Source organism: Tistrella mobilis, from assembly GCF_041468085.1.
In the GTDB taxonomy this organism is placed as follows: Bacteria; Pseudomonadota; Alphaproteobacteria; order Tistrellales; family Tistrellaceae; genus Tistrella; species Tistrella mobilis_A.
Genome location: NZ_CP121014.1, coordinates 702,852 through 724,201, shown reverse-complemented (window position 1 = coordinate 724,201; position 21,350 = coordinate 702,852). Strand labels below are relative to the sequence as shown.

General features: G+C 67.9%; 23 protein-coding genes. 13 read left to right on the top strand and 10 right to left on the bottom strand.

Annotated features, from left to right (window positions below; all coding sequences use genetic code 11):
• Positions 1–20 precede the first annotated feature (20 nt).
• From P7L68_RS02980 to P7L68_RS02970, 3 genes are all read right to left on the bottom strand, one after another.
• Positions 21–1,304 carry a TRAP transporter large permease gene (locus tag P7L68_RS02980; RefSeq protein WP_371998938.1) on the bottom strand — a complete coding sequence of 428 codons (1,284 nt, stop codon included), beginning with the start codon at positions 1,302–1,304 and terminating at the stop codon, positions 21–23.
• Positions 1,301–1,903, bottom strand: a complete 603-nt coding sequence (locus P7L68_RS02975) for a TRAP transporter small permease subunit (RefSeq protein WP_371998937.1) — start codon at positions 1,901–1,903, stop codon at positions 1,301–1,303. The genes P7L68_RS02980 and P7L68_RS02975 overlap by 4 nt, the downstream gene beginning before the upstream one ends.
• 78 nt (positions 1,904–1,981) lie before the next feature.
• A complete protein-coding gene (locus P7L68_RS02970; RefSeq protein WP_371998936.1) occupies positions 1,982–2,848 on the bottom strand; it encodes a polysaccharide deacetylase family protein in 867 nt (288 codons plus the stop codon).
• A 204-nt stretch (positions 2,849–3,052) separates the two neighbouring features.
• Between P7L68_RS02970 and P7L68_RS02965 the strand changes: the two genes are divergently transcribed.
• Complete coding sequence (locus tag P7L68_RS02965) at positions 3,053–3,346, top strand: YciI family protein (RefSeq protein ID WP_371998935.1); 294 nt, start codon at positions 3,053–3,055, stop codon at positions 3,344–3,346.
• Between the two features lie 91 nt (positions 3,347–3,437).
• Positions 3,438–4,166 (top strand): UTRA domain-containing protein, encoded by a 729-nt coding sequence (locus P7L68_RS02960; RefSeq protein WP_371998934.1) that lies wholly within the window; start codon positions 3,438–3,440, stop codon positions 4,164–4,166.
• Here P7L68_RS02960 and P7L68_RS02955 read toward each other — a convergent pair.
• Together P7L68_RS02955 and P7L68_RS02950 are read right to left on the bottom strand one after the other, a co-directional pair.
• The gene (locus P7L68_RS02955) at positions 4,121–5,659 is read right to left on the bottom strand and encodes a class I adenylate-forming enzyme family protein (protein WP_371998933.1); all 1,539 of its coding nucleotides are present in this window, start codon (positions 5,657–5,659) and stop codon (positions 4,121–4,123) included. The genes P7L68_RS02960 and P7L68_RS02955 overlap by 46 nt on opposite strands.
• 29 nt (positions 5,660–5,688) lie before the next feature.
• Positions 5,689–6,864 (bottom strand): thiolase domain-containing protein, encoded by a 1,176-nt coding sequence (locus tag P7L68_RS02950; protein ID WP_371998932.1) that lies wholly within the window; start codon positions 6,862–6,864, stop codon positions 5,689–5,691.
• Positions 6,865–6,988: 124 nt separating this feature from the next.
• Between P7L68_RS02950 and P7L68_RS02945 the strand changes: the two genes are divergently transcribed.
• Complete coding sequence (locus tag P7L68_RS02945) at positions 6,989–7,567, top strand: LuxR C-terminal-related transcriptional regulator (protein WP_371998931.1); 579 nt, start codon at positions 6,989–6,991, stop codon at positions 7,565–7,567.
• Here P7L68_RS02945 and P7L68_RS02940 read toward each other — a convergent pair.
• From P7L68_RS02940 to P7L68_RS02920, 5 genes are all read right to left on the bottom strand, one after another.
• On the bottom strand, positions 7,551–8,048 hold the full coding sequence (locus P7L68_RS02940; protein ID WP_371998930.1) for an SRPBCC domain-containing protein: 498 nt from the start codon (positions 8,046–8,048) through the stop codon (positions 7,551–7,553). The genes P7L68_RS02945 and P7L68_RS02940 overlap by 17 nt on opposite strands.
• Positions 8,045–8,386 carry an ArsR/SmtB family transcription factor gene (locus tag P7L68_RS02935; protein WP_371998929.1) on the bottom strand — a complete coding sequence of 114 codons (342 nt, stop codon included), beginning with the start codon at positions 8,384–8,386 and terminating at the stop codon, positions 8,045–8,047. The genes P7L68_RS02940 and P7L68_RS02935 overlap by 4 nt, the downstream gene beginning before the upstream one ends.
• A complete protein-coding gene (locus P7L68_RS02930) occupies positions 8,383–8,859 on the bottom strand; it encodes a VOC family protein (RefSeq protein WP_371998928.1) in 477 nt (158 codons plus the stop codon). Before P7L68_RS02930 ends, P7L68_RS02935 begins: the two co-directional genes overlap by 4 nt.
• 89 nt (positions 8,860–8,948) lie before the next feature.
• Positions 8,949–9,593: an AAA family ATPase gene (locus P7L68_RS02925; RefSeq protein WP_371998927.1), complete on the bottom strand. Its 645-nt coding sequence runs from the start codon at positions 9,591–9,593 to the stop codon at positions 8,949–8,951.
• Between the two features lie 2 nt (positions 9,594–9,595).
• On the bottom strand, positions 9,596–9,952 hold the full coding sequence (locus P7L68_RS02920; RefSeq protein ID WP_371998926.1) for a type II toxin-antitoxin system prevent-host-death family antitoxin: 357 nt from the start codon (positions 9,950–9,952) through the stop codon (positions 9,596–9,598).
• A 207-nt stretch (positions 9,953–10,159) separates the two neighbouring features.
• Between P7L68_RS02920 and P7L68_RS02915 the strand changes: the two genes are divergently transcribed.
• From P7L68_RS02915 to P7L68_RS02870, 10 genes are all read left to right on the top strand, one after another.
• Entirely contained in the window at positions 10,160–10,975 is an 816-nt protein-coding gene (locus tag P7L68_RS02915; RefSeq protein ID WP_371998925.1) for a GntR family transcriptional regulator, read from the top strand.
• 85 nt (positions 10,976–11,060) lie between these two features.
• Positions 11,061–12,740 carry a hydantoinase B/oxoprolinase family protein gene (locus tag P7L68_RS02910; RefSeq protein ID WP_371998924.1) on the top strand — a complete coding sequence of 560 codons (1,680 nt, stop codon included), beginning with the start codon at positions 11,061–11,063 and terminating at the stop codon, positions 12,738–12,740.
• Positions 12,741–12,768: 28 nt separating this feature from the next.
• Positions 12,769–14,850, top strand: coding sequence for a hydantoinase/oxoprolinase family protein (locus tag P7L68_RS02905; protein WP_371998923.1), 2,082 nt, complete (start codon positions 12,769–12,771; stop codon positions 14,848–14,850).
• A 3-nt stretch (positions 14,851–14,853) separates the two neighbouring features.
• Positions 14,854–15,477, top strand: a complete 624-nt coding sequence (locus P7L68_RS02900; protein WP_371998922.1) for a cysteine hydrolase family protein — start codon at positions 14,854–14,856, stop codon at positions 15,475–15,477.
• A gap of 47 nt (positions 15,478–15,524) precedes the next feature.
• Positions 15,525–16,712 (top strand): acyl-CoA dehydrogenase, encoded by a 1,188-nt coding sequence (locus tag P7L68_RS02895; protein ID WP_371998921.1) that lies wholly within the window; start codon positions 15,525–15,527, stop codon positions 16,710–16,712.
• 64 nt (positions 16,713–16,776) lie between these two features.
• Entirely contained in the window at positions 16,777–18,015 is a 1,239-nt protein-coding gene (locus tag P7L68_RS02890) for a CaiB/BaiF CoA transferase family protein (RefSeq protein ID WP_371998920.1), read from the top strand.
• Positions 18,012–19,406, top strand: coding sequence for a 3-isopropylmalate dehydratase large subunit (gene leuC / locus P7L68_RS02885; RefSeq protein ID WP_371998919.1), 1,395 nt, complete (start codon positions 18,012–18,014; stop codon positions 19,404–19,406). The genes P7L68_RS02890 and leuC overlap by 4 nt, the downstream gene beginning before the upstream one ends.
• 4 nt (positions 19,407–19,410) lie before the next feature.
• Positions 19,411–20,064: a 3-isopropylmalate dehydratase small subunit gene (leuD, locus tag P7L68_RS02880; protein WP_371998918.1), complete on the top strand. Its 654-nt coding sequence runs from the start codon at positions 19,411–19,413 to the stop codon at positions 20,062–20,064.
• Between the two features lie 100 nt (positions 20,065–20,164).
• Positions 20,165–20,731, top strand: coding sequence for an Hsp20/alpha crystallin family protein (locus tag P7L68_RS02875; protein ID WP_371998917.1), 567 nt, complete (start codon positions 20,165–20,167; stop codon positions 20,729–20,731).
• Between the two features lie 46 nt (positions 20,732–20,777).
• A complete protein-coding gene (locus P7L68_RS02870; RefSeq protein ID WP_371998916.1) occupies positions 20,778–21,230 on the top strand; it encodes a host attachment protein in 453 nt (150 codons plus the stop codon).
• Positions 21,231–21,350 lie beyond the last annotated feature (120 nt).

The window sequence follows — 21,350 nt, the reverse complement described above, 5'->3', positions numbered from 1 at the left end:
GCCAAGGCCCGGCGGGCGGTTCATCCGCCCTTGAAGGCCGCCGGCAGCCAGAGGGCGAGATCGGGCCAGACGATCAGCAGCACGATCATCACCATCATGACGAAGAGGAAGGGCAGCGAGCCCGCGACCACATCGCGGAACGGCCCGCCGCCGCGTACCGCCTGCACGATGAACAGGTTCATGCCCACGGGCGGCGTGATCAGCGCGGCCTCGATCAGGATCACGAAGACGACGCCGAACCACAGCGGGTCGAACCCGGCCTGGACCACGATCGGCACGATGATCGGCGTGGTCGCGATCATCATCGACAGCGTGTCCATAAAGCAGCCGAGGATCAGATAGAGCAGGACGATCGCGCCCAGGATCATCAGCGGCGACAGGTCGAGATCGGCGATCAGGCCGGTGACGGCCGTGGTCAGCCCGATATTGACCATGACGAAGTTGAGGAAATAGGCCGCGAGCACGATGAACATGACCATGGCCGTGGTGCGTGCCGTGCCCTCGAAGGCGGCAAGCAGCGTGGCGCGGTCGAGCCTGCGGCGGAAGGCGGCGATGGCGAAGGCGCCGAGCAGGCCCAGCGCCGCGGCTTCGGTGGGGGTGGCGAGCCCGGCATAGATCGAGCCCACGACCAGCGCGAACAGGACCAGGATCGGCAGCAGGCCCAGCAGCCCCTTGAGCGTGGGGCGGTTGCCGGTCGACCGGCCGGCGAGGGCGGGATTGATCAGGCAGGACAGGGCGATGATGCCGGAAAACAGCGCCGCCATCAGCAGCCCGGGCACCATGCCGGCGGCGTAGAGATCGCCCACCGAGACATCGGCCAGCACGCCGTAGAGGATCATGTTGATCGAGGGCGGGATCAGAATGCCCAGCGTGCCGCCGGCCGCGAGAGAGCCCAGGAACAGCGACGGGTTATAACCCAGCCGGTTCATGTTCGGCACCGCCAGCGTGCTGATCGTCGCCGCGGTCGCGACCGACGAGCCGGAGGTGGCGGCAAACAGCGCGCAGGAGGCGATGTTGGTGTGCATGATGCCGCCGGGCACGCGGCTGACATAGGGGTCGATGCCGTCATAGGTCTCTGCCGCCACGCCCGAGCGGAGCAGCAGCTCACCCATCAGGATGAACATCGGCACCGAGGTCAGCAGGAAGTCGGTCGAGGCCCCCCACATGATGTCGCCCAGCGCCGGCAGCGGCGAGAGGAAGCCGTAGAGATCGCCCAGGATCACCGCCAGGATGCCCAGCGCCACGCCGACCGGCAGGCCCAGCGCCAGAAGGATCAGAAGGGAACCGCCTGCGACGCCGATCATCCTGCGGCCTCCATCTGAAGTTTGCCGGGCCTTGTGCCTGCATCCTGGGCCAGTTCCGCAACCTCTGCCCCTTCACCGCCGAAATCCGGCAGGCCGGCGATACGGCCGATCTCGGCATCGCGGCCACGGAAGAGGGCGACGAGGGCCAGCACCGCAAGCGCCAGGGCGATGAGCGCGAACCAGGTCATGCCCATGGCCCAGATCGCTTGCGGGATCCACTGTTCCAGGCCGAGCGGGGAATTGGAGATGGCCCCCAGCTCCGCGCTCTGGATGGTCAGGTCCCAGGCATACCAGGCGATGGCACCGGCAACCGGGACGGTGGCCAGGATGGCGAAAACGTCCATCAGCGACCGCAGCCGGCCGCGGGTCAGCTTGACCAGCGGGTCGATGCGGATATGGGCGCGTTCGACCAGCGCGAAGGACAGGCCGAAGGCGACGGTGGCGCCGAACAGATAGCGCGAGATTTCGAAGCTGTAGAAGGGACTGGCCGACCAGATGTTGCGGGCGACGACGTCCCCCGCAATCAGCAGGCCGGCCGCCAGAACCAGGATCCCGGCGATCCAGGCGGACCAGCGCGACAGTCGGATGATGAGGGTCATGAGGCCGGCCTCCTTCGGCTTGGCCGCAATCGCGGCCGATGGCTGCGGGGGCGAAGCGGGTGACCGCGAGCGCCGGCCTCAGGCCGGCGGCGGAACCTCGGCGGCGAAGTGGCGGGCCATGTCGAGCCGGCTGGTCACCCAGACATCGGGGCGGCTTGCCACATGGGCCATGAAACGGTCGAGCGCCCATATCCGGCCCGGGCGGCCGATGATGCGCAGATGCAGGCCCAGCGACATCATCCGCGGCGCCTCGGCCCCTTCCTCGTACAGCTGCTCGAAGGTCGCGATGGCATAGTCCAGCCACTGCTGCGGGGTATAGCCCGGCGCCAGCCAGAACTTCATGTCGTTGGTGTCGAGCGCATAGGGCATGATCACGATCGGCCTGGGGCCCTGGGCGGTCTCCACCACATCCCAGCGCGGCATGTCGTCGCTGTAATCGTCCATGTGATAGACGAAGCCTTCTTCGGCCAGCGTCTTGCGCAGGAAGGGGGTGTGCATGTAGCGCGACAGCCAGCCATGGGGGCGGGTGCCGGTGGTCGCCTCGATGCTGGCGATCGCCTTCTTCACGAAGTCGCGCTCACGCTCTTCGCCATAGCTGAACTGGTGGATCCAGCGCCAGCCATGCGAGCAGGCCTCGTGGCCGCCCTCTGCGATCGCCTTCGCCAGCTCCGGCGCCTGTTCCAGCGCGGTGGCGGCTGCCGTGAAAGTCACCTTGAAGCCGTAGCGGTCCAGCAGCTTCAGCACCCGGGGGGCGCCGGCGCGGATGCCGTATTCGTAATTGCTCTCGTTGCCGTAATTCCGGATCGGAATCTTCAGCGACACGCCCAGCTCGTCGACCGGCTCGGGGCCCTTGTCGCCGCGCGCGATCGACATCTCCGCACCCTCTTCGACGTTCACGACGATCGACATCGCGAGCCGCGCGCCGTTCGGCCAACGGAAGCTCATCCCAGATCCCCTGTATGTGTTATTTGTCCGGACAACTCTCAGGCCGTGACGGCATGATGTCAACCTGATTGTTTGCACGCCGAAGCAGGCCCCGCCACAATCGGCCGCCGGAAATCGCCGCACCTCGCGCGGGGGTGAAACCAGCCCGCGACGTCATGCGCGGGCCGCGGTGACCGGGAACCGGAGAGGCCAGGAGACGTGCCGATGTACATCCTGTTGTTGACCTATACCGCACCGCTCGATGCGGTGGATGCCGAGCTTGAGGCGCACAAGGCCTGGGTTGGCGAACATTTCGCCACCGGCGCCTTCGTGCTGGCCGGCCGGCGGGTGCCGCGCACCGGCGGCTTCATCCTGGCGACCGGGCTGGAGCGGGAGGCGCTGGACCGGATCATCGCCGCCGACCCCTTCGTGACCGCGGGTGTCGCGGTCTACGACGTCTACGAGGTGGCGCCGACCAAAGCGGCGGATGCGTTGAAGGGCCTGCTGCCGGCCGGCTGATCCCACCGCCTTGCCGCGGCGGGGCAATTGTCTATGCTTATTCCGATCCCGCGGCGCCGGCCGCGGGCCACCGGTTTCGGGATGCCCCGCCGTGCCAGACGCGCCCGCCGCCTCGCTCCATCAGCGCATCTATGGCGACATAGAGGGCGGCATTCTGGGCGGCCGGCTGAAGCCGGGGGATCGCATCCCCTCTGAACACGAGCTGATGGAGGTCTATGGCTGCTCGCGCATGACCGTGAGCAAGGCCCTGACCGCGCTGGCCGCGGCCGGGCTGATCGAACGGCGCCGCCGCGCCGGATCTTTCGTCACCCGTCCGCGGATCGAGCGGACGGTGATGGAGATCCAGGATTTCGCGGTGGAAGCGGCGCGTGCCGGGCGCAGCTACGGCTATGAGCAGCTGTCGCGCGAGGTGCTGCGCCTGCCCGAGGCGCAGGGCAGCGCCTTTCCGGTGCCGGCCGGCACGGAAGTGCTCAGGATGGAGGGGCTGCACCGGATCGACGGCGTGGCGGTGGCGCTGGAACGGCGGCTGGTGATGCTGGATGCCGTGCCGGCGGCGCGGGGCATGGATTTCACCGCCACGGCCCCCGGCCGCTGGCTGTTGCAGCAGGTGCCGTGGTCCGATGCCGTGCATGTGATCGGCGCCGGCCTGGCCGATGCGGTGACGGCGCGGCTGCTCAACCTCGATCGCGGCGACGCCCTGCTGATCCTGGATCGCGAAACCCGGCAGGGGGCGCGGACCATCACCCAGGTCCGCCTGTTCCACCCGGCGACGCTTTACCGATTCGTCGGCCGGTTCAGCCCGGGCACCGCCGGCGGCTGATCGGCGGCCAGGATCCTGAGGTCGGTTTTCAGCACCTTGCCGTAATTGTTCTTGGGCAGGGCGTCGATGAACACATAACGCTTCGGGCGCTTGAAGGCGGCGATCTGCTGCCGGCACCAGCGGTCGAGCGTGGCGGCATCGACCGGTTCACCGGCGGCGGCGACCACGAAGGCCACCACCCGCTCGCCCCAGTCGTCGTCATGCTCGCCGATCACCGCCACCTCGAACACGGCGGGATGCATCAGCAGCACTTCTTCCACCTCGCGCGGGTAGATGTTGGTGCCGCCCGAGATGATGACGTCCTTGGACCGGTCGGTGAGATATAGAAAGCCGTCCTCGTCGAGATGGCCCAGATCGCCGGTGTGCAGCCAGCCATCCTTCAGGGTCTCTGCCGTCGCCTCGGGGCGGTTCCAGTAGCCGCGCATGACGGTGGGCCCCTGGACGCAGATTTCGCCGGTCTCTCCCGGTGCCAGCTCCCGACCGTCTGCATCCCGGATGGTGACGGCGACCGCACCATGGGCGAAGCCGACCGAGGCGCGCCTGGCCTGCCAGTTCGGATGGCTGCGGTCCGCGACCAGCGCCCGCGGCAGGACCGAAATGGTCATGGGCGACTCGCCCTGGCCGTAGATCTGCACGAAGCGCGGCCCGAAGGCATCGACGGCGTCGTCGATATCGGCCGCATACATCGGGCCGCCGCCATAGATGATGGTGCGGATGCCGCTGCCGTCATAACCCGCGGCGCGGGCGGCGGTCACCAGGCGCTTGACCATGGTGGGGGCGGCGAAGAACACCAGATCGCCATGGCTGCGCGCCAGCGCCATGATTTCGGCGGGGTCGAAACCGTGCGAGGCGGGCACAAGATGTGCGCCACCCGCACGGATCTGCGCAAACATATAGAGCCCGGCGCCATGCGACATGGGGGCGGCGTAAAGCATATGGTCGCCGGCCCGCGCCTGATCGACGTCCAGCGCATAGCACAGCGTCATCTGGCGGAGGTTTTCGTGGGTGAGCATCACCCCCTTGGGCCGGCCGGTGGTGCCCGAGGTATAGAACAGCCAGGCCAGATCGTTCCGGTCGCAGGCGACCGGCGCGGTGCGCGGGCCATCCGTCGGCACCGGTGCGCCGAGGGGCAGTTCGGTGAGGTCCGGGCAGGCGCCCAGCACGTCGCCGGTGTCGGTGAAGGCCAGTTTCGCGCCGGAATCCTGCACGATCCACGCGGCCTCGGCCGGGTGGAGCTTGCCGTTGATCGGCACCGCGACGGCGCCGATCCACCAGCAGGCATGCAGGGTTTCAAGATAGGCGGCTGCGTTCCTGGCGAAGATCGCCACGCGGTCGCCCTTGCCGATGCCATGCGCCCGGGCCAGGTGGCGGGCGCGGTCCGACACCGCGCCCGCCAGGCCGTCATAGCTGTGATGCAGGCGATCGCCTTCGAACACCGCCGGCCGGTCGGGCCAGCAGAGGGCGGTCTGGTGGAGCCAGCTTGCGATGTTCATGCGGCGCCTCTCAATTCATGCGGCGCCTCTCAAGCCCGGTCGGCCTGGAGGATGGTGGCGTAGTTGGCGACTGCCGCGCCACCCATGTTGAAGGTGAGGCCCCATTCGGCCCCGGCCCGCTGCATCTCGCCGGCCTGGCCGGTAAGCTGACGGAAGCCGAGGGCGAGCATGGAGACACCGGTGGCGCCCACCGGATGGCCCTTGGCCTTGAGCCCGCCCGAAAGATTGACCGGCAGCCGGCCGTCGGCGAAGACGGTCCCGTCTTCCAGCGCCCGTGCGCCCTGACCCTGGGGTGCCAGGCCCATGGCTTCGTAGATCAGCAGTTCGGCGATGGTGAAGCAGTCATGGACCTCGGCGAAATCCAGCTGGTCCAGGCCGATGCCGGCGGCGGCATAGGCGGCACGGATCGCCCGCGCCGGGCCTTCGAAGGCGATCAGGTCGCGCCCGGCCATCGGCAGGGTGTCGGAGACCTGTTCGGCGGCGGCGATGCGCACCCTGCGGGCGGCCGAGGCGGCATGGCCCTGATCGCTGCTGAGCACGATGGCGGCGGCACCGTCGGTCACCAGCGAGCAGTCGCTGAGCCGGAGCGGCGGGGCGATCAGCTGGTTGCGCTCGCTCACCTCGCGGCAGAACTCGTAAGGCAGCGGCTTGTGCATCTGGGCCAGCGGGTTGGCCATGGCATTGGCATGGTTCTTCGCCGCGATCCGGGCCATGGCGTCCAGCGGATCACCATGGCGATCGGCATAGGCGCGGGCGGCGATGCCGAAGACCTGCGGGAAGCTGAGCGCGGCCTCTTCGGGGTCGTTCTGATAGCCGGCGCCGGCCAGTGCCCGGGTGACGTCTTCGGTGGTGCGGTGGGTCATCTTTTCGGCGCCGACCACCAGCACATTGCGGGCCTTGCCGGCGGCGATGCGCATCATGCCGGCCTGGAAGGCCGCCGCACCCGAGGCGCAGGCATTCTCGCAACGCGAGGCGGGGGTGAAGCGCAGGGCAGGATGGGCACCCTTGACCAGCGAGGAGGCGAAGCCGTCGGAAACCAGGCCCGAATTGAAATGGCCCAGATAGATCGCGTCGATCTCGGCCGGATCGATACCGGCCTCGTCGATCGCCTCCCGCGCGGCTTCGACGATCAGCTCTTCCAGGGTCTGGGACAGGCGGCCGAAACGGGTATGGCCGCTGCCGGTGATGTAGATCTGCGGGTCCATGGGCGCTCTCCGTGTCACGATCCGACCGATGTCGGTGGTGGTGTTGACCCGATAGGTAAACTTTTGCAGCGCGCCCGACAATCAGGGGATATACGTAGAAGGCTACGTAAGCGGGAGGCTGGCGATGCAGCCGGAAGATCTGTCCGGGGATTTGTCGACCGACGGGCTGGAGCTTGCCGGGTTCATGAACGCGCCGGTCGGCATCATGGTGCTGTCCCACCGCCGCATCCTGCGGGTGAATGCCGAAATCGAGGCGATTTTCGGCTGGCGCCGCGCCGAGCTGGAGGGGCAGTCGGTGCGCATGCTCTATCCCTCCACCGTCGATTACGAAAAGACCGGCGCCCGCTGGCATCGCTGGCTGGAGAACGGCCCCCGCTACGAGGATGAGCGGTTCATGCAGTGCAAAAGCGGCGAGATCATCTGGACCCGCGCCCGCGGCCGCACGCTCACCCCGGACGAGCCGTTCCGGCTGATCGTCTGGACCTTCGACCGGCTTGAAAACCGGGCGCCGGGCTCAGCGGCACTGACCCCGCGCGAACGCGAAGTGACCCGCTATGTCGTCAACGGCCTGACCAGCAGACAGATCGCCCAGGCGCTGGCCATCTCGCCGCGCACGGTGGAGGTGCATCGCAGCGCGATCATGCGCAAGCTGGGCGTCGCCAACACCGCGGAGCTGATCGCCAAGGTCATCGTGGAGCGGTGACCGCCGCCAGTTCAGCCAGCTGCCGTCGCCAGAAGCTGCCATGGCGGTGCAGGAAGATGCCGTCGGGGAAATGGTGGCGGGCGGCGTGGCTGATCGGGATCGCATCCCAGCCCAGATGTTCGACCGTCACCCTTGTGCCGTCCTCGACCGGGTCGAAGGCGACGAACACGCGGGTTTCCTGGTCGCTGGCGAAGCTTGCCTGGCGCCAGGTCAGGGCCAGGCGGCCGGGTGTGCCGGGGCCGGGCGGGGCGTCCCATTTGAGGATGCGGCCGATTTCGAACCGGCCGCCATCGGGTTTTTCCTCGATCAGCCGCCCCTCAGGCCCCTTGGGATCGAAAGCGAGACGGCCGGGCGGGCCGGGGGTGAAGGCAAACAGCCCGTCCGCCTGCCACCAGAGGCCGATCTCGTCGGTGAAGGCGCGGAAGACCCGCGGTGTGGGGGCGGCGATGCGCAGCGCGACCAGGATTTTGGAGCCGGTCATTCTTCCCCCGCCTCCGCTTCCAGATGCGCCTTCAGGGCCAGCAGCTGGTGCGACCACATCCGTTCGGTCTCGTCGACCCAGGATTTGAGCGCCGAGAAGGGGGCGGGGCACAGCCGGTAGATCCGCACCCGGGCATCGAAATCGGGATGGCTTTCCTCGATCAGCCCCGCCCGGCGCAGCGCCTTCAGATGGCGGCTGGCCGCGGGCGGGCTGAGGCCGATGGCCTCCGCCAGCTCGCCCGCCCGTTGCGGGCGGGCGCGCAGCAGCTCCACCACCTGCCGGCGATACGGATCGGCGAGTGCGGCGAGCACGGTATCGAGAGAGGGGGCGGCCGTCATTCGGTGTCGGTCTCGAACCAGCCGTCGATCTTCAGCCCGCTTGCCGCTTCGGCCTCGGCGCGACCGACCACGGCGACGGTCTGGCCGAAGCTCCAGACATGCCCCTCGGGATCGCGGGCGGAATAGGTGAGATCGCCATAGAACTGCCGCGCCAGCGGCCGGGTGATCACCGCACCGGCTTTGACCGCCCGGTCGTGATGCGCCTCGATCCCGTCTTTCAGCTGGACATGCACGGTCTGGGTATTGCGCCCACCGGTCTGGCGGGGGCTGGCCACGCCATCGGTCCAGACCGGGCCGATCATGACGTAGCCGTCGCCGAAGCTCATCTCGGAATGGGCGAGATTGCCGTCGGTATCGGTGATCACCAGGCTGCGCTCGAAGCCGAAGGCGGCCTCCAGCCAGTCGAGGGCGGCGAAGGGATCTTCATAGAACACGGCGGACCCGAAGGTCGGCCGGCGGAAGGGGTCGTCCATGGCGGTCACTCCCTATCGGTTTCTGATAATATTTAACGATTGGATTAATTATATCGTCAAGCGTAATTGTTGAGCCTGAGATGACCGGGTCAGATGGACGAGGAAAGGCGGAGCGCCGCTTCGACGAGAGGCTTGGCCCAGTCGGGCGTTCTCGCGATGTCCGTGAGGTCGACGGGGTAGAGCCGCCGGGTGCCCTCCACGTGGAGGATCAGTAAGGGATCCGGGATGTCCTCGCCGGGTTCCGCCTCGGCGCTATTGTCGAAGACCTGCAATCGTGCAAGGTATGGCATGAGATCGATGAGATTTTGGCGGGATGTCGTCCAGCGTTCTTGGATCTTGTCTACCGGGATATCGTGGCCGCCCAGGGCGACGCGCGCCTGTACACGGCGTATGTGATGTTCCGGGCTGGGCAGACCGCAGAACATGATCATGACGTCATGGGTCTGTACTGCTTGCAACAGCAGCCTGGTTATCGTCCGCCCGCCGAGCGTGGTTTCAAAAAAATAGGAGGTGCCGCCGGCTATCGCGGCTTTCAATTGGGTGTGGCCGTAATTCCAGGCACGGGCATTGGCGTCGTGCACCGATAGCCCCGGGATCTGCTTCATGGCTTCGCGGGCAAACGCATCGGGGTTGAACCAGTCTGTTCCGGAATCCGTGAGCAAATGACCAAGTAGAGAACTTTTGCCGGCGCCATTCACGCCGGCAAGCACCACGATCTGCGGCCGACCCGCCATCTTCAGAACGACGTTCCAGCTTTCGGACGCGTGCGCAACCTGCCACGTGCAGCAAATGCATCGTCCACGGCTTTCCGGGCTTCAGCTGTCTGCATCCGGGCAATACGCGCGTCGAAGGCCGCATGCAGGTTCTCAAGATGTGCCTGCATCTTCGTATTGCCTGCTTCTGCGGCTCTCGCCAGATCTTCATAATGGGCGATGTCGAGGATGACGAAGTCGACGGTTCCGTGATTGGTCACGTCAACCCGGCCAGCACGACGCACATCACGCTGCAACTTCCCCCAATGATTCCTGGCTTCGGATGCGCTGTAGCTTGGAACCTGCTGATCGTCGGTGGTGTCATGCTCATGCACAAGCATCGTAGACGCGTCCTGTTCTGTGTCCGGCAACCAGACTTTAGCTGAAATGCTCAAATGCGTCAATTTTGCGGAATAACGCATTTTAGAGGCAATGTAGGATCAAAGATCGTGTTGTCCACATGCCCTAATGATATATTCATATAGCATTATGCCATCACCCGCGCTAAGCTCCCCTCCATGAGCGACACCGGGGGTGGGATCCGGGATATGGATGAAGGCGGAGCGGTCGGGGAAGGCGGGCGTGCGGCGCTGGGGCGCGAGGGGCCGACGCCGCTCTATCACCGGCTCTATGTCATCTTTCGCGAGAAGATTCTGGGCGGGGAGCTGCGCGACGGCGATGTGCTGCCGGCGGAGCTGGATATCGCGCGGGATTACGGCGTGTCGCGGATCACCGCCAAGCGGGCGCTGGACGATCTGGCGGCGGAAGGGCTGGTCTCGCGCCAGCGCGGGCGCGGCACCATGGTGACGCATCACTACCGGCCGGCGCCGATCCGGGCGCCGCTCGACGGGCTGATTGCGACCATTCAGAACATCGGCGCGCGGTCCGGCGTGCGGCTGGTGTCGCTGGCGCGGGTTGCGGCGCCGGCGGCCATCGCCGAGGAACTGACGATCGATCCGGGCACGGAGCTGGTCGCCGCCGAGCGGGTGCGCTCGGCCGACGGGCGGCCCTTCGCCCTGCTTGCGACCCATACCCTGCCGGCGGCGGCCGCCGCCTTTACCGAGCGGAGCCTGGCGCATCGGCCGCGCCTGGGCCTGTTCGAGGAGGCGGGTTTCGCGGTTGCGGCGGCGCGCCAGAGATTGTCGGCGCAGCTGGCTGACGACCGGCTGGCGGTGCTTCTGGAGGTCGAGCCCGGGGCGGCGCTGCTCCGGCTGACCCGAACCATGTACGACCAGGCCATGCGGCCCTTCGACCATCTGGTCTCGCTCTACGTCCCCGGACGGTTCGAATACCGCATGGACCTGACCCGCAGCGACGACGAAGACGGCGGCTGGAAGCCGGCCCGCCTCTCCGTCGGCGAATGACCGATCAGACCGCATAAGAAATCAGAACGCGTCGGCGGCCGTCGATACCGCCGGCCGGATGCATGCCCCTGGGAGACCACGTGACGTGAGTGCCATCGATCCCGTGACGCTGGCGGTGCTCGCCGGCCGCATGGAGCAGATCGCCGACGAAATGGACGCGACCCTGTTCCGCAGCGCCTTCAATCCGATCATCGCCGAGGCGCATGACGCCTCTCACGGGCTCTACGACCCGGAAAGCGGTGCCACCCTGGTTCAGGGCAAGTCGGGACTGCCGATCTTCGTGGGCGTGATGGCCTTCGCGGTCAAATCGGTGATCGACAAGGCCGCCCGCGACGGCGACCTGGAAGACGGCGACGTCTACATCTTCAACGAGGCCTATGCCGGCGGCACCCATTTCTCGGACATGCGGCTGGTCCGGCCCTATTTCCGCGACGGCCGGGTCTTCTGCTATCTGGCCTCGGTCGGTCACTGGCATGACGTGGGCGGCAATGTGCCGGGCAATTACAACCCGGTCGCGACCGAGGCCTTCCAGGAGGCGGTGGTCATCCCGCCGGTGAAGGTGATGCGGGCGGGGAAGCTCAACCGCGACATCGTCGACATCCTGCTGATGAATTCCCGCCAGCCGAATTCGGCCTTCGGCGACCTGAACGGCCAGCTGAACGCGCTGGATCTGGGCGTGAAGCGGCTGGATGCGCTGCTCGACGAATACGGGCCCGATCTGGTCAAGGCGGCGCTGGATGCGCTGGGCGACCGGGCCGAGACGCTGATGCGTGCCGCAATCTCGGGCCTGCCCGACGGCAGCTGGGAGGCCGAAGACTTCCTGGACAATGACGGCATTTCCGACGAGCCGCTGCCGATCCGGCTGAAGCTGACCATCAGGGGCGACCGGCTGACGCTGGACTTCACCGGCTCGGCCGGGCCGGCGCAGGGGCCGATCAACATCAGCCGGTCCACCTCCATCGCCTGCTGCTATGTGGCGATCAAGCACATCTTCCCGGACCTGCCGGCCAATGCCGGCGTGATGCGGCCGATCGACTTCGTGATCCCGGACAAGTCGCTGCTCTCGGCCGAGTTCCCCAAGCCGGTCGGCGGCTATACCGAGACGATTTTGCGAATGATCGACGTGATCTTCGCAACCTTCGCAAACGCTGCCCCCGACCGGGTGAACGGCAATGCCTATGGCACGATCAACGCCCTGTCGCTGGCCGGGCATCGTGCCGACGGCCGGCGCTGGGTGATGTTCTCGTTCTATGGCGGCGGGCTGGGCGGCAGCCCGGCCGGCGACGGGCTGAACCACGGCAATGCGCCGATTTCGACCGCCACCATCCCCCCGGTCGAGATCCTGGAAGCGGCCTATCCGGTGATGTTCACCGAATGGGCGCTGCGCCCCGACAGCGCCGGCCCCGGCCAGGCACGCGGCGGCGTGGGGGCGGTCTACGAGATCGAACTGCTGGAGAAGGATGCCCAGGTCTTCCTGTTCGGCGAGCGCGGCAAGTTCGCGCCCAAGGGCGTGGTCGGCGGCGGCGAGGCGGCGCTCAACCGCTTCCACTATCAGCAGGATGACGGCTGGCACGAGCCGGAGAAGGTCTCGAAGACCATCGGCGTGAAGCTGGTCCGCGGCCAGCGGGTGCGGCTGGAAACCCCGGGCGGCGGCGGTTATGGCGACCCGGCGAAGCGCGACCCCCGGGCCATCGCCCGCGACATCCGGCTGGGCTATCTCACGCCCGAGGCGGCCGCCCGCGATTACGGCTACGCACCCGAGTAACCCACGCCAGACACGGATATTGCGACCCATGAGCAAGGATTTCGTCATCGGCGTGGACGTCGGCGGCACCTTCACCGACGTCTTCTTCCTGAACGAGGCCGAGGGCACCGCCCAGGTCTCGAAGGTGCCGACCTCGCGCCCCGATCAGTCGACGGGTTTCCTGGACGGCATTTCGACCCGGGTGCCCGACAAGGCGCGGATCGCCACCGTCGTTCACGGCACCACCGCCGGCACCAATGCGCTGCTGGAGCGCAAGGGCGCCCGGATCGGCGTGATCACCACGCGCGGCTTCCGCGACGTGCTGGAGATGCGCCGCCGCGACCGGCCCAAAACCTGGGGCCTGTGGGGCGCGTTCGAGCCGGTGGTCCCGCGCGATCTGCGCCGCGAGGTGCCCGAGCGCGTGCTGGCCGACGGCACGCTGCGCGAGGCGGTGGACCTGGCCGCGGTGGAGGCCGAGGCCCGCGCGTTGATCGAGGCGGGCTGTGCCGCCATCGCCATCCTGTTCGTCAACGCCTATGCCAACCCGGCCAATGAGCGGGCGGCGGTGGCGGCGGTGCGCGCGCTCTGGCCCAACGACCATGTCACCTGCTCGACCGAGATCCTGCCCGAGATCCGCGAATTCGAGCGCTTCTCCACCACCGCGCTCAACGCCTATCTTCAGCCCGAGGTCGGCGGCTATCTGAAGCGGCTGGAAGACGCGCTGGTCGCCGACGGCTTCGGCGGCGAATTCCTGATCGTGCAGTCGAATGGCGGCGTGATGTCGGTGGACACCGCCCGCCGGCTGCCGGTGCGGACCGCGCTGTCGGGCCCGGCGGCGGGCGTGATCGCGGCCGGCTATATCGCCGGACAGGCCGGATTCCCGAACGTCATCACCGGCGATATCGGCGGCACCAGTTTCGACGTGTCGCTGATCGCCGACGGCCGCACGGTGCTGTCGCCCCAGACCTCGATCGATTATGGCATGGTCGTGCGCACGCCGATGATCGAGATCACCACCATCGGTGCCGGCGGCGGATCGATCGCCTGGGTCGACAAGGGCGGCATGCTGAATATCGGCCCGGAAAGCGCCGGATCGACCCCGGGCCCGGTCTGCTATGGCAATGGCGGCGACCGGCCGACGGTGACCGATGCCAATGTCGTGCTGGGCCGGATCAATGCCGACCGGCCGATCGGCGGCAAGCTTGCCCGGCTGGACCGCGCCGCGGCGCTGGCGGCGATCGAGGCGCAGGTGGCGACACCGCTGGGGCTGGAGCCGATGGCGGCGGCGGAAGCCATCATCCGGGTTGCGAATTCGCGCATGGCCGGCGCCATCCGCCTGGTGTCGATCGAGCGCGGCTATGATCCGAAGCGCTTTGCGCTGATGCCCTTCGGCGGCGGCGGCTCGCTGCATGTCGGCGCGCTGATGAAGGATGTCGGGCTGGGCCAGGCCCTGGTGCCACGCTATCCGGGGGTCACCTCGGCGCTGGGCTGTGTGATCGCCGACATGCGTCACGATTATGTCCAGACGATCAATGCCGTGCTGGATGCGGTGGACCCGGCCATGCTGGCGGCGGCGATGCGCGAGCATGCGGCCGGCGGGTTGAAGCTGCTGGCCGCGGCGGGCGTGACGCTTGAGGCCAAGACCGTGCGCTTCGAATTCGACATGGCCTATCTGGGCCAGACCCATACCGTGCCGGTGCCGTTCGAGATTGCGGTGGATGCGGCGGGCAATCCGGCCGCTTTCGGCACGGCCGACATCGCGGCGGCCTTCGAGGATGCCTATCGCGGCGTCTATGGCCGGCTGCTGGAGGGTGGCACCATGCGGGTGCTGAACCTGCGCACCGCCGTGATCGGCACCCGGCCCAAATTCGATCTGGGCGTGCTGGCCCCCACCACCACCGGCGGGATCGATCAGGCCCGCACCGGCACGCGCCCGGTCTATGTCGACGGCGCCTGGCATGATGCCGCCATCTATGCCCGGCTGGACCTGCCGGTCGACAGCGTGGTGGAGGGGCCGGCGATGCTGGAGCAGCCCGACACCACCATCTTCGTCGAACCCGACCTTTATGCCACCGTCGACCGGTTCGGCAACCTGGTCATCGCCCGCAAGAGCGACCGCGAGGGAGCCTGATCCATGGCCGATTTCTTCGCCGATTTCCAGCCCGCGCGCACCGCGCTGCTGATCGTCGATCTGCAGAACGATTTCCTGCACCCCGAGGGCGCCTATGCCCGCGGCGGTGCGGGGGCCCCCGAAATCGCCGCCCTGCCGGCACGGGTGAAGCCGGTCGCCGATGCGCTGCGTGCCGCCGGCGGCTTCGTCATCTCCACCCAGTTCACCCTGGTGCCCGGCCGGGGCGGCGAGCCGATGATCGCCGATCATCTGCGCCAGATCCGGCCCTTCCTGCGCAAGGGCGATTTCATGCCGGGCGGCTGGGGCCATGCCCTTGTCGACCTGCTGCAGCCGGCCGATTTCACCGTCGAGAAGGTCGCCTACAGCGCCTTCTATCAGACGCGGCTCGATTTCGTGCTGGCGCGTGCCGGCATCGACCGGCTGATCGCCTGCGGCATCGTCACCAATGGCGGCGTGGCGAGCACGGTGCGGGACGCCCATGTCCGCGGCCTGCCCACGCTGCTACTCTCGGACGGCTGTGCGGCGATGAAGCCCGATCTGCACGACGCCACCATCACCGTGCTGTCCTCCGTGGGGCCGGTGATGAGCTGCGCCGAGGCCGAAACCCGCATCCGCGCCGCAATCTGAGCTGCCCGATCTGAGCCCTCCCCGACCTGACCCGAGGACAACACCCCATGGCCCGTGAAACCCGCCCCGCCTTCCAGTGGGAAGATCCGTTGAACCTTGCCGGCGAGCTGTCGGAAGAGGAGCGGATGATCCGCGACACCGCGCATGACTATGCGCAGGAAAAGCTTCAGACCCGTGTGCTGGAGGCCAATCGTCACGAGATCTTCCATCGCGAGATCATGACCGAGATGGGCGCGCTGGGCCTGCTGGGCTGCACCCTGCCCGAAGACTATGGCTGCGCGGGCCTGTCTTACGTGGCCTATGGCCTGGTGGCGCGCGAGGTGGAGCGGGTCGACAGCGGCTATCGCTCGGCGATGAGCGTGCAGTCCTCGCTGGTGATGTATCCGATCTATGCCTTCGGCACCGAAGAGCAGCGCCGCAAATACCTGCCGCGCCTGGCCACCGGCGAACTGGTCGGCTGCTTCGGCCTGACCGAGCCGGATGCCGGTTCCGACCCCTCGTCGATGCGCACCCGCGCCCGCAAGGTGGACGGCGGCTACGAGATTTCGGGCACCAAGACCTGGATCACCAATGCGCCGATCGCCGATGTCTTCGTGGTCTGGGCCAAGGATGATCACGGCTCGATCCGCGGCTTCGTGCTGGAAAAGGGCATGACGGGCCTGACCGCGCCCAAGATCGAGGGCAAGTTCTCGCTGCGCGCCTCGATCACCGGCCAGATCGCCATGGATCAGGTCTTCGTGCCCGAAGAGAACGCCTTCCCCGAGGTCCGCGGCCTGACCGGCCCGTTCTCGTGCCTGAACAATGCCCGCTACGGCATCGCCTGGGGGGCGATGGGGGCGGCGGAATTCTGCTGGCACGCCGCGCGGCAGTACACCATGGACCGGATCATGTTCGGCCGGCCGCTGGCCGCCACCCAGCTGATCCAGAAGAAGCTGGCCGATATGCAGACCGAGATTGCCCTTGGCCTGACCGCGGCGCTGCAGCTGGGCCGGCTGAAGGATCGCGGCACCGCGGCGCCCGAGGCGATCAGCCTGCTGAAGCGCAACAATTGCGGCAAGGCGCTGGAGATTGCGCGGGTCGCCCGCGACATGCATGGCGGCAACGGCATCGCCGACGAGTATCATGTGATCCGTCACATGTGCAATCTGGAGGCCGTGAATACCTATGAAGGCACCCACGACGTCCATGCGCTGATCCTGGGCCGCGCGCAGACCGGCATCGCCGCCTTCGGCTGATCCGGCCCGCCGGCAACGCCTCCCGCCACTGACCGCCCGCCACTGACCCACGGAGCCCGACCCTATGGCGACCCCCCGAGCCGAAGGTGCCCTCTCTCATATCCGCGTGCTCGATCTCAGCCGCGTCCTCGCCGGCCCCTGGGCCAGCCAGATCCTGGGCGATCTGGGGGCCGAGGTGCTGAAGATCGAACGGCCGGGTGCGGGCGACGACACCCGCGGCTGGGGGCCGCCCTATGCCGAGGCGGCCGACGGGTCGGCGCGGGAGGCGGCCTATTTCCTGACCACCAACCGCAACAAATCCTCGGTCGCGATCGACATGGGCACCGACGAGGGGGCGGCGCTGATCCGCCGCCTGGCCGCGGAATCCGATGTGGTGATCGAGAATTTCAAGGTCGGCGGCCTGAAGAAATACGGGCTCGACCAGGAGAGCCTCAGGGCGCTCAATCCGCGGCTGATCTATTGCTCGATCACCGGTTTCGGGCAGACGGGGCCCTATGCGCCGCGCGCCGGCTATGACTTCATGATCCAGGCCATGGGCGGGCTGATGTCGGTGACCGGAGAGCCCGACGAGGTGCCGGGCGGCGGGCCGGTCAAGGTGGGGGTCGCCCTGGTCGACGTGATGACCGGGCTTTACGCCACCATCGGCGTTCTGGCGGCGCTGGCCCATCGCGAGCGGACGGGGGAGGGGCAGCATATCGATCTGGCCCTGCTCGACGTCTCGGTTGCGACGCTCGCCAATCAGGCGATGAACTATCTGGTCTCGGGCAAGGCGCCGGGGCGGATGGGCAATGCCCATCCCAACATCGTGCCCTATCAGGCCTTCGCGACGCAGGACGGCCATCTGGTGCTGGCCATCGGCAATGACGAGCAGTTCCGCCGCTTCGCCGTCGAGGCCGGCCATCCGGAATGGAGCACCGATCCGCGGTTCGCGACCAATGCCCAGCGTGTCGCCAACCGTGCCGCCCTGGTGCCGCTGGTGGCGGGGGCGGTCGCCACCCGCACCACCGACGACTGGATCGCGGCGCTGGAAAGCAAGGCCGTGCCCTGCGGGCCGATCAACACGCTCGACCGGGTGTTTGCCGATCCGCAGGTGCAGGCCCGCGGCCTGGCGCGGCAGATCGCCCATCCGGCGCTGGGATCGGTGCCGACGGTGGCCAATCCGCTCAATCTGTCGGCGACGCCGGTGGCGTACGCCCGCGCCGCACCAGGCCTCGGTGCCGATACCGACGAGACGCTGGGCCGGCTGCTGGGGCTGGACGACGCCACCCTTGCCGATCTTCGCAAAAGAGGTGTCATCGGATGACCCTGCCCGCGACCGTTTCGGGGGCGCCGCGCACGCTGTTCGACCGGATCTGGGATGCCCATGTCGTGCAGGCCCATCCGGCCGGTCAGCGCCTGCTGTGGATCGACCGCCATTTCACGCATGAGGGCAGCTTTCACGCCTATGGCAATCTGGCTGGGATGGGCCGGCGGGTCGCGCGGCCGGATCTGACCTTCGGCATTGCCGATCATTACGTGCCGACGCGCAACCGCGATGCCGAGCCGGCGGATCCCGATGTCGGCCGGGTGATCCGGCTGCTGCGCGACAACACGGCGGCCAATGCGGTGCGGCTGTTCGATCTGGGCGACGAGGAACAGGGCATCGTTCATGTGGTGGGGCCCGAACAGGGGCTGACCCTGCCGGGGCTGACCATCGTCTGCGGCGACAGCCATACCTCCACCCACGGTGCCTTCGGGGCGCTGGCCTTCGGCATCGGCGCGTCGGAAGTCGCCCATGTTCTGGCCACCCAGACGCTGTGGCAGCGCCGGCCGAAGACCTTCCGGGTGCGGGTGGACGGCCGGTTGGGTGTCGGCGTCTCTGCCAAGGATCTGATCCTGCATCTGATTTCGGTGATCGGCACCGACGGTGCTACCGGCCATGTGATCGAATATGCCGGGCCGGCGATCCGGGCGCTTGGCATGGAAGCGCGCATGACGGTGTGCAACATGTCGATCGAGGCCGGCGCCCGCGCCGGGATGATCGCCCCCGACGAGACCACATTCGCCTGGCTGAAGGGCCGCCCCGCCGCCCCGGCGGGGGCGCTGTTCGACCAGGCGGTCGCGCATTGGTCGGCGCTGCGCAGCGATGACGAGGCGGTGTTCGACCGCGAGATCGTGATCGACGGCAGCGCCGTCGCACCCGTCGTCACCTGGGGCACGGCGCCCGAAGAGGCGGTGGCGATCGACGGCCATGTGCCGGGCGACGCCGACCCGGCGACGCTCGACTATATGGGGCTGGTGCCGGGGCAGAAGCTGGAAGGCCTGCCGGTCGACCGGGTGTTCATCGGATCCTGCACCAATGGCCGGATCGAGGATCTGCGTGCGGCGGCCGGCCTGCTGAAGGGCCGGCGGCTGAAGGTGCCGATGCTGGTCTCGCCCGGGTCCACCCGGGTCAAGCGCCAGGCCGAGGCCGAAGGGCTGGCCCGGATCTTCGTCGAGGCCGGTGCCGACTGGGTGGAGAGCGGCTGTTCGATGTGCGTGGGCATGAATGGTGATCTGGCGGCACCCGGCGAGCGGGTGGCATCGACCACCAACCGCAATTTCCGCGGCCGGCAGGGCCCGGGTGCCCGCACCCATCTGATGAGCCCGGCCATGGCCGCGGTTGCGGGCGTGACCGGCCGGCTGGCCGATATCCGCCGGCTGGTGGAGGGCTGATCCCATGGCGCAGGCAATGCTCCGCCCGCTCACCCGGCTGACCGCGATCGCGGCGCCGCTGCCGCTCGCCAATGTCGATACCGACCAGCTGCTGCCGGCCCGCTTCATGCGCCGGCCGCGCGGCGACGGTTATCACCCCTATCTGCTGCACGATCTGGCCCATGATGCCGAGGGCCGGCCGGACCCGGATTTCGTGCTTAACCGTCCGGATTATGCCGGGGCCGAGATACTGGTCGCACGGCGCAATTTCGGCGGCGGGTCGTCGCGCGAAGGCGCCGTCTATGCCCTGGCCGATGCCGGCTTCCGGGTGGTGATCGCGCCCGGCTTCGGCGATATCTTCCGCGCCAATGCGCTGAAGAACGGCATGCTGCCGGTGGTACTGGACGAGGCGGTGGTCGACCGGCTGCTGGCCGCTCTGGCCGCAAGCCCCGGTGCCACCATCTCGGTCGATCTGCCCGAACAGACCGTCACCCTGCCGATGGGGGCGGGCAGGGCCGAGGTCTTCGGCTTCGAGGTCGACCCCTTCCGCAAGGATCTGCTGATCCGGGGCCTGGACGAGATCGGGCTGACCCTGTCGCTGGCGGATGAGATCGCCGGTTATGCGGCGACACGGGCCGCGGACGAGCCCTGGGCGGTGCCGGTTCTGCACAAAACTTGAGGCAGATCAAAGTCGTATCGGAGGCGGGGGCGCATCCTTGGCGATGATCCGGAGCGGATCATCACCGACGAGCCGGATCATGTGTCGAGGAGACAGAGACATGTCCGAGACCCAGGTCGAGATCAAAGCCGAGCCTGCTGCGCCGGCACCACAACCGCAAGCCGTGACCCCCGGTCCCAGTCAGTCCGATCACAGGCCGTCCGATCCAGGGCAGCCCGACGCCTGGCAGAGTTTCCGCCGCGAGATGGCCCAGTTGTTCGACCGCTTCGACGGAAACATCCGGCTGCCGTCGATTCGGGCTCTGTTCGACCCGGCCCCGGCCGGGATATTCGGGGCATCCATGCCGGCCGTGGACGTCCATGAAGAGGTGGCGGCCTATGTCGTCACCGCCGAACTGCCGGGGCTGGATGCTGCGGATGTGACGCTTACCCTGGCGGGCGACCAGCTGGTACTGGCAGGGGAGAAACGCCAGGAAAGCGAGCGCAAGGACGCCGATCGCCACGTATCCGAGCGGGTCTATGGGACGTTCCGGCGCAGTTTCCTGCTGCCGCGCGACGTCGCCCCCGACGGCATCGCCGCAACCTTCGCCAAGGGTGTACTGACCATCACCCTGCCGAAGACCGCCGAGGCGGCGGCACGCAGGACCATCGAGGTCAAGGCTGCCTGACGCCCGGGGCCACCTGACGCCCGCCGCTTCTTCAACGGAGGTTCCGATGTCCCGGACCCTGCACCCGCATACCACCATCCTGGTCGCCGACGGTCGCAGGGCGCTGTTCCTGCGACCGTCGGACGATCCGGACGCATCCGGCCCGGTCGTGTTCCTGGAGATGGGGGCGCCGGGCGAGGAGACGGTGTCCGATCGGGCCGTCCGTGCGCCGGGCACGTTGCAGAACCGCATCGGCCCGCGCAGTGCGATCGAGCATCCGAGCGCCCATGACGCGCTGGAACATGCCTTCGGCCGCATGGTGGCCGAGAAGGCGGGCGCCCTTCATGTCGCGGGAGAGATCGGCCGGCTGGTGCTGGTGGCGCCGCCGCGCATGCTCGCCGATCTGCGCGCCCATCTGCCCGAAGGACTGCATGGCGCGGTGGTCGCCGAGATCGACAGGGAACTGGTCAACCGGCCGGTGTCCGAGATCCTGGAGATCGTGACCGCCCGCCTGGGGTAACCCCCGCCTTTCGACGCCGACCCGGCCCGGCCAGCCTGACGCTGGCCGGGCCTTTTTCAGTGTCGGCTGCACCACATCTTCATTGCCGGCTGCAACACATCCGCACGTAATAGTGCTTCA

Bases quoted from the DNA above. Each gene is read 5' to 3' on its own strand.
- P7L68_RS02895 (WP_371998921.1), top strand. From the start codon at position 15,525: ATGGCCCGTGAAACCCGCCCCGCCTTCCAGTGGGAAGATCCGTTGAAC.
- P7L68_RS02930 (WP_371998928.1), bottom strand. From the start codon at position 8,859: ATGGACGACCCCTTCCGCCGGCCGACCTTCGGGTCCGCCGTGTTCTAT.
- P7L68_RS02870 (WP_371998916.1), top strand. From the start codon at position 20,778: ATGTCCCGGACCCTGCACCCGCATACCACCATCCTGGTCGCCGACGGT.
- P7L68_RS02900 (WP_371998922.1), top strand. From the start codon at position 14,854: ATGGCCGATTTCTTCGCCGATTTCCAGCCCGCGCGCACCGCGCTGCTG.
- P7L68_RS02980 (WP_371998938.1), bottom strand. From the start codon at position 1,304: ATGATCGGCGTCGCAGGCGGTTCCCTTCTGATCCTTCTGGCGCTGGGC.
- leuD (WP_371998918.1), top strand. From the start codon at position 19,411: ATGGCGCAGGCAATGCTCCGCCCGCTCACCCGGCTGACCGCGATCGCG.
- P7L68_RS02890 (WP_371998920.1), top strand. From the start codon at position 16,777: ATGGCGACCCCCCGAGCCGAAGGTGCCCTCTCTCATATCCGCGTGCTC.
- P7L68_RS02950 (WP_371998932.1), bottom strand. From the start codon at position 6,864: ATGGACCCGCAGATCTACATCACCGGCAGCGGCCATACCCGTTTCGGC.
- P7L68_RS02945 (WP_371998931.1), top strand. From the start codon at position 6,989: ATGCAGCCGGAAGATCTGTCCGGGGATTTGTCGACCGACGGGCTGGAG.
- P7L68_RS02935 (WP_371998929.1), bottom strand. From the start codon at position 8,386: ATGACGGCCGCCCCCTCTCTCGATACCGTGCTCGCCGCACTCGCCGAT.
- P7L68_RS02875 (WP_371998917.1), top strand. From the start codon at position 20,165: ATGTCCGAGACCCAGGTCGAGATCAAAGCCGAGCCTGCTGCGCCGGCA.
- P7L68_RS02940 (WP_371998930.1), bottom strand. From the start codon at position 8,048: ATGACCGGCTCCAAAATCCTGGTCGCGCTGCGCATCGCCGCCCCCACA.
- P7L68_RS02975 (WP_371998937.1), bottom strand. From the start codon at position 1,903: ATGACCCTCATCATCCGACTGTCGCGCTGGTCCGCCTGGATCGCCGGG.
- P7L68_RS02925 (WP_371998927.1), bottom strand. From the start codon at position 9,593: ATGGCGGGTCGGCCGCAGATCGTGGTGCTTGCCGGCGTGAATGGCGCC.
- P7L68_RS02970 (WP_371998936.1), bottom strand. From the start codon at position 2,848: ATGAGCTTCCGTTGGCCGAACGGCGCGCGGCTCGCGATGTCGATCGTC.
- P7L68_RS02905 (WP_371998923.1), top strand. From the start codon at position 12,769: ATGAGCAAGGATTTCGTCATCGGCGTGGACGTCGGCGGCACCTTCACC.
- leuC (WP_371998919.1), top strand. From the start codon at position 18,012: ATGACCCTGCCCGCGACCGTTTCGGGGGCGCCGCGCACGCTGTTCGAC.
- P7L68_RS02965 (WP_371998935.1), top strand. From the start codon at position 3,053: ATGTACATCCTGTTGTTGACCTATACCGCACCGCTCGATGCGGTGGAT.
- P7L68_RS02920 (WP_371998926.1), bottom strand. From the start codon at position 9,952: ATGCTTGTGCATGAGCATGACACCACCGACGATCAGCAGGTTCCAAGC.
- P7L68_RS02915 (WP_371998925.1), top strand. From the start codon at position 10,160: ATGGATGAAGGCGGAGCGGTCGGGGAAGGCGGGCGTGCGGCGCTGGGG.
- P7L68_RS02955 (WP_371998933.1), bottom strand. From the start codon at position 5,659: ATGAACATCGCAAGCTGGCTCCACCAGACCGCCCTCTGCTGGCCCGAC.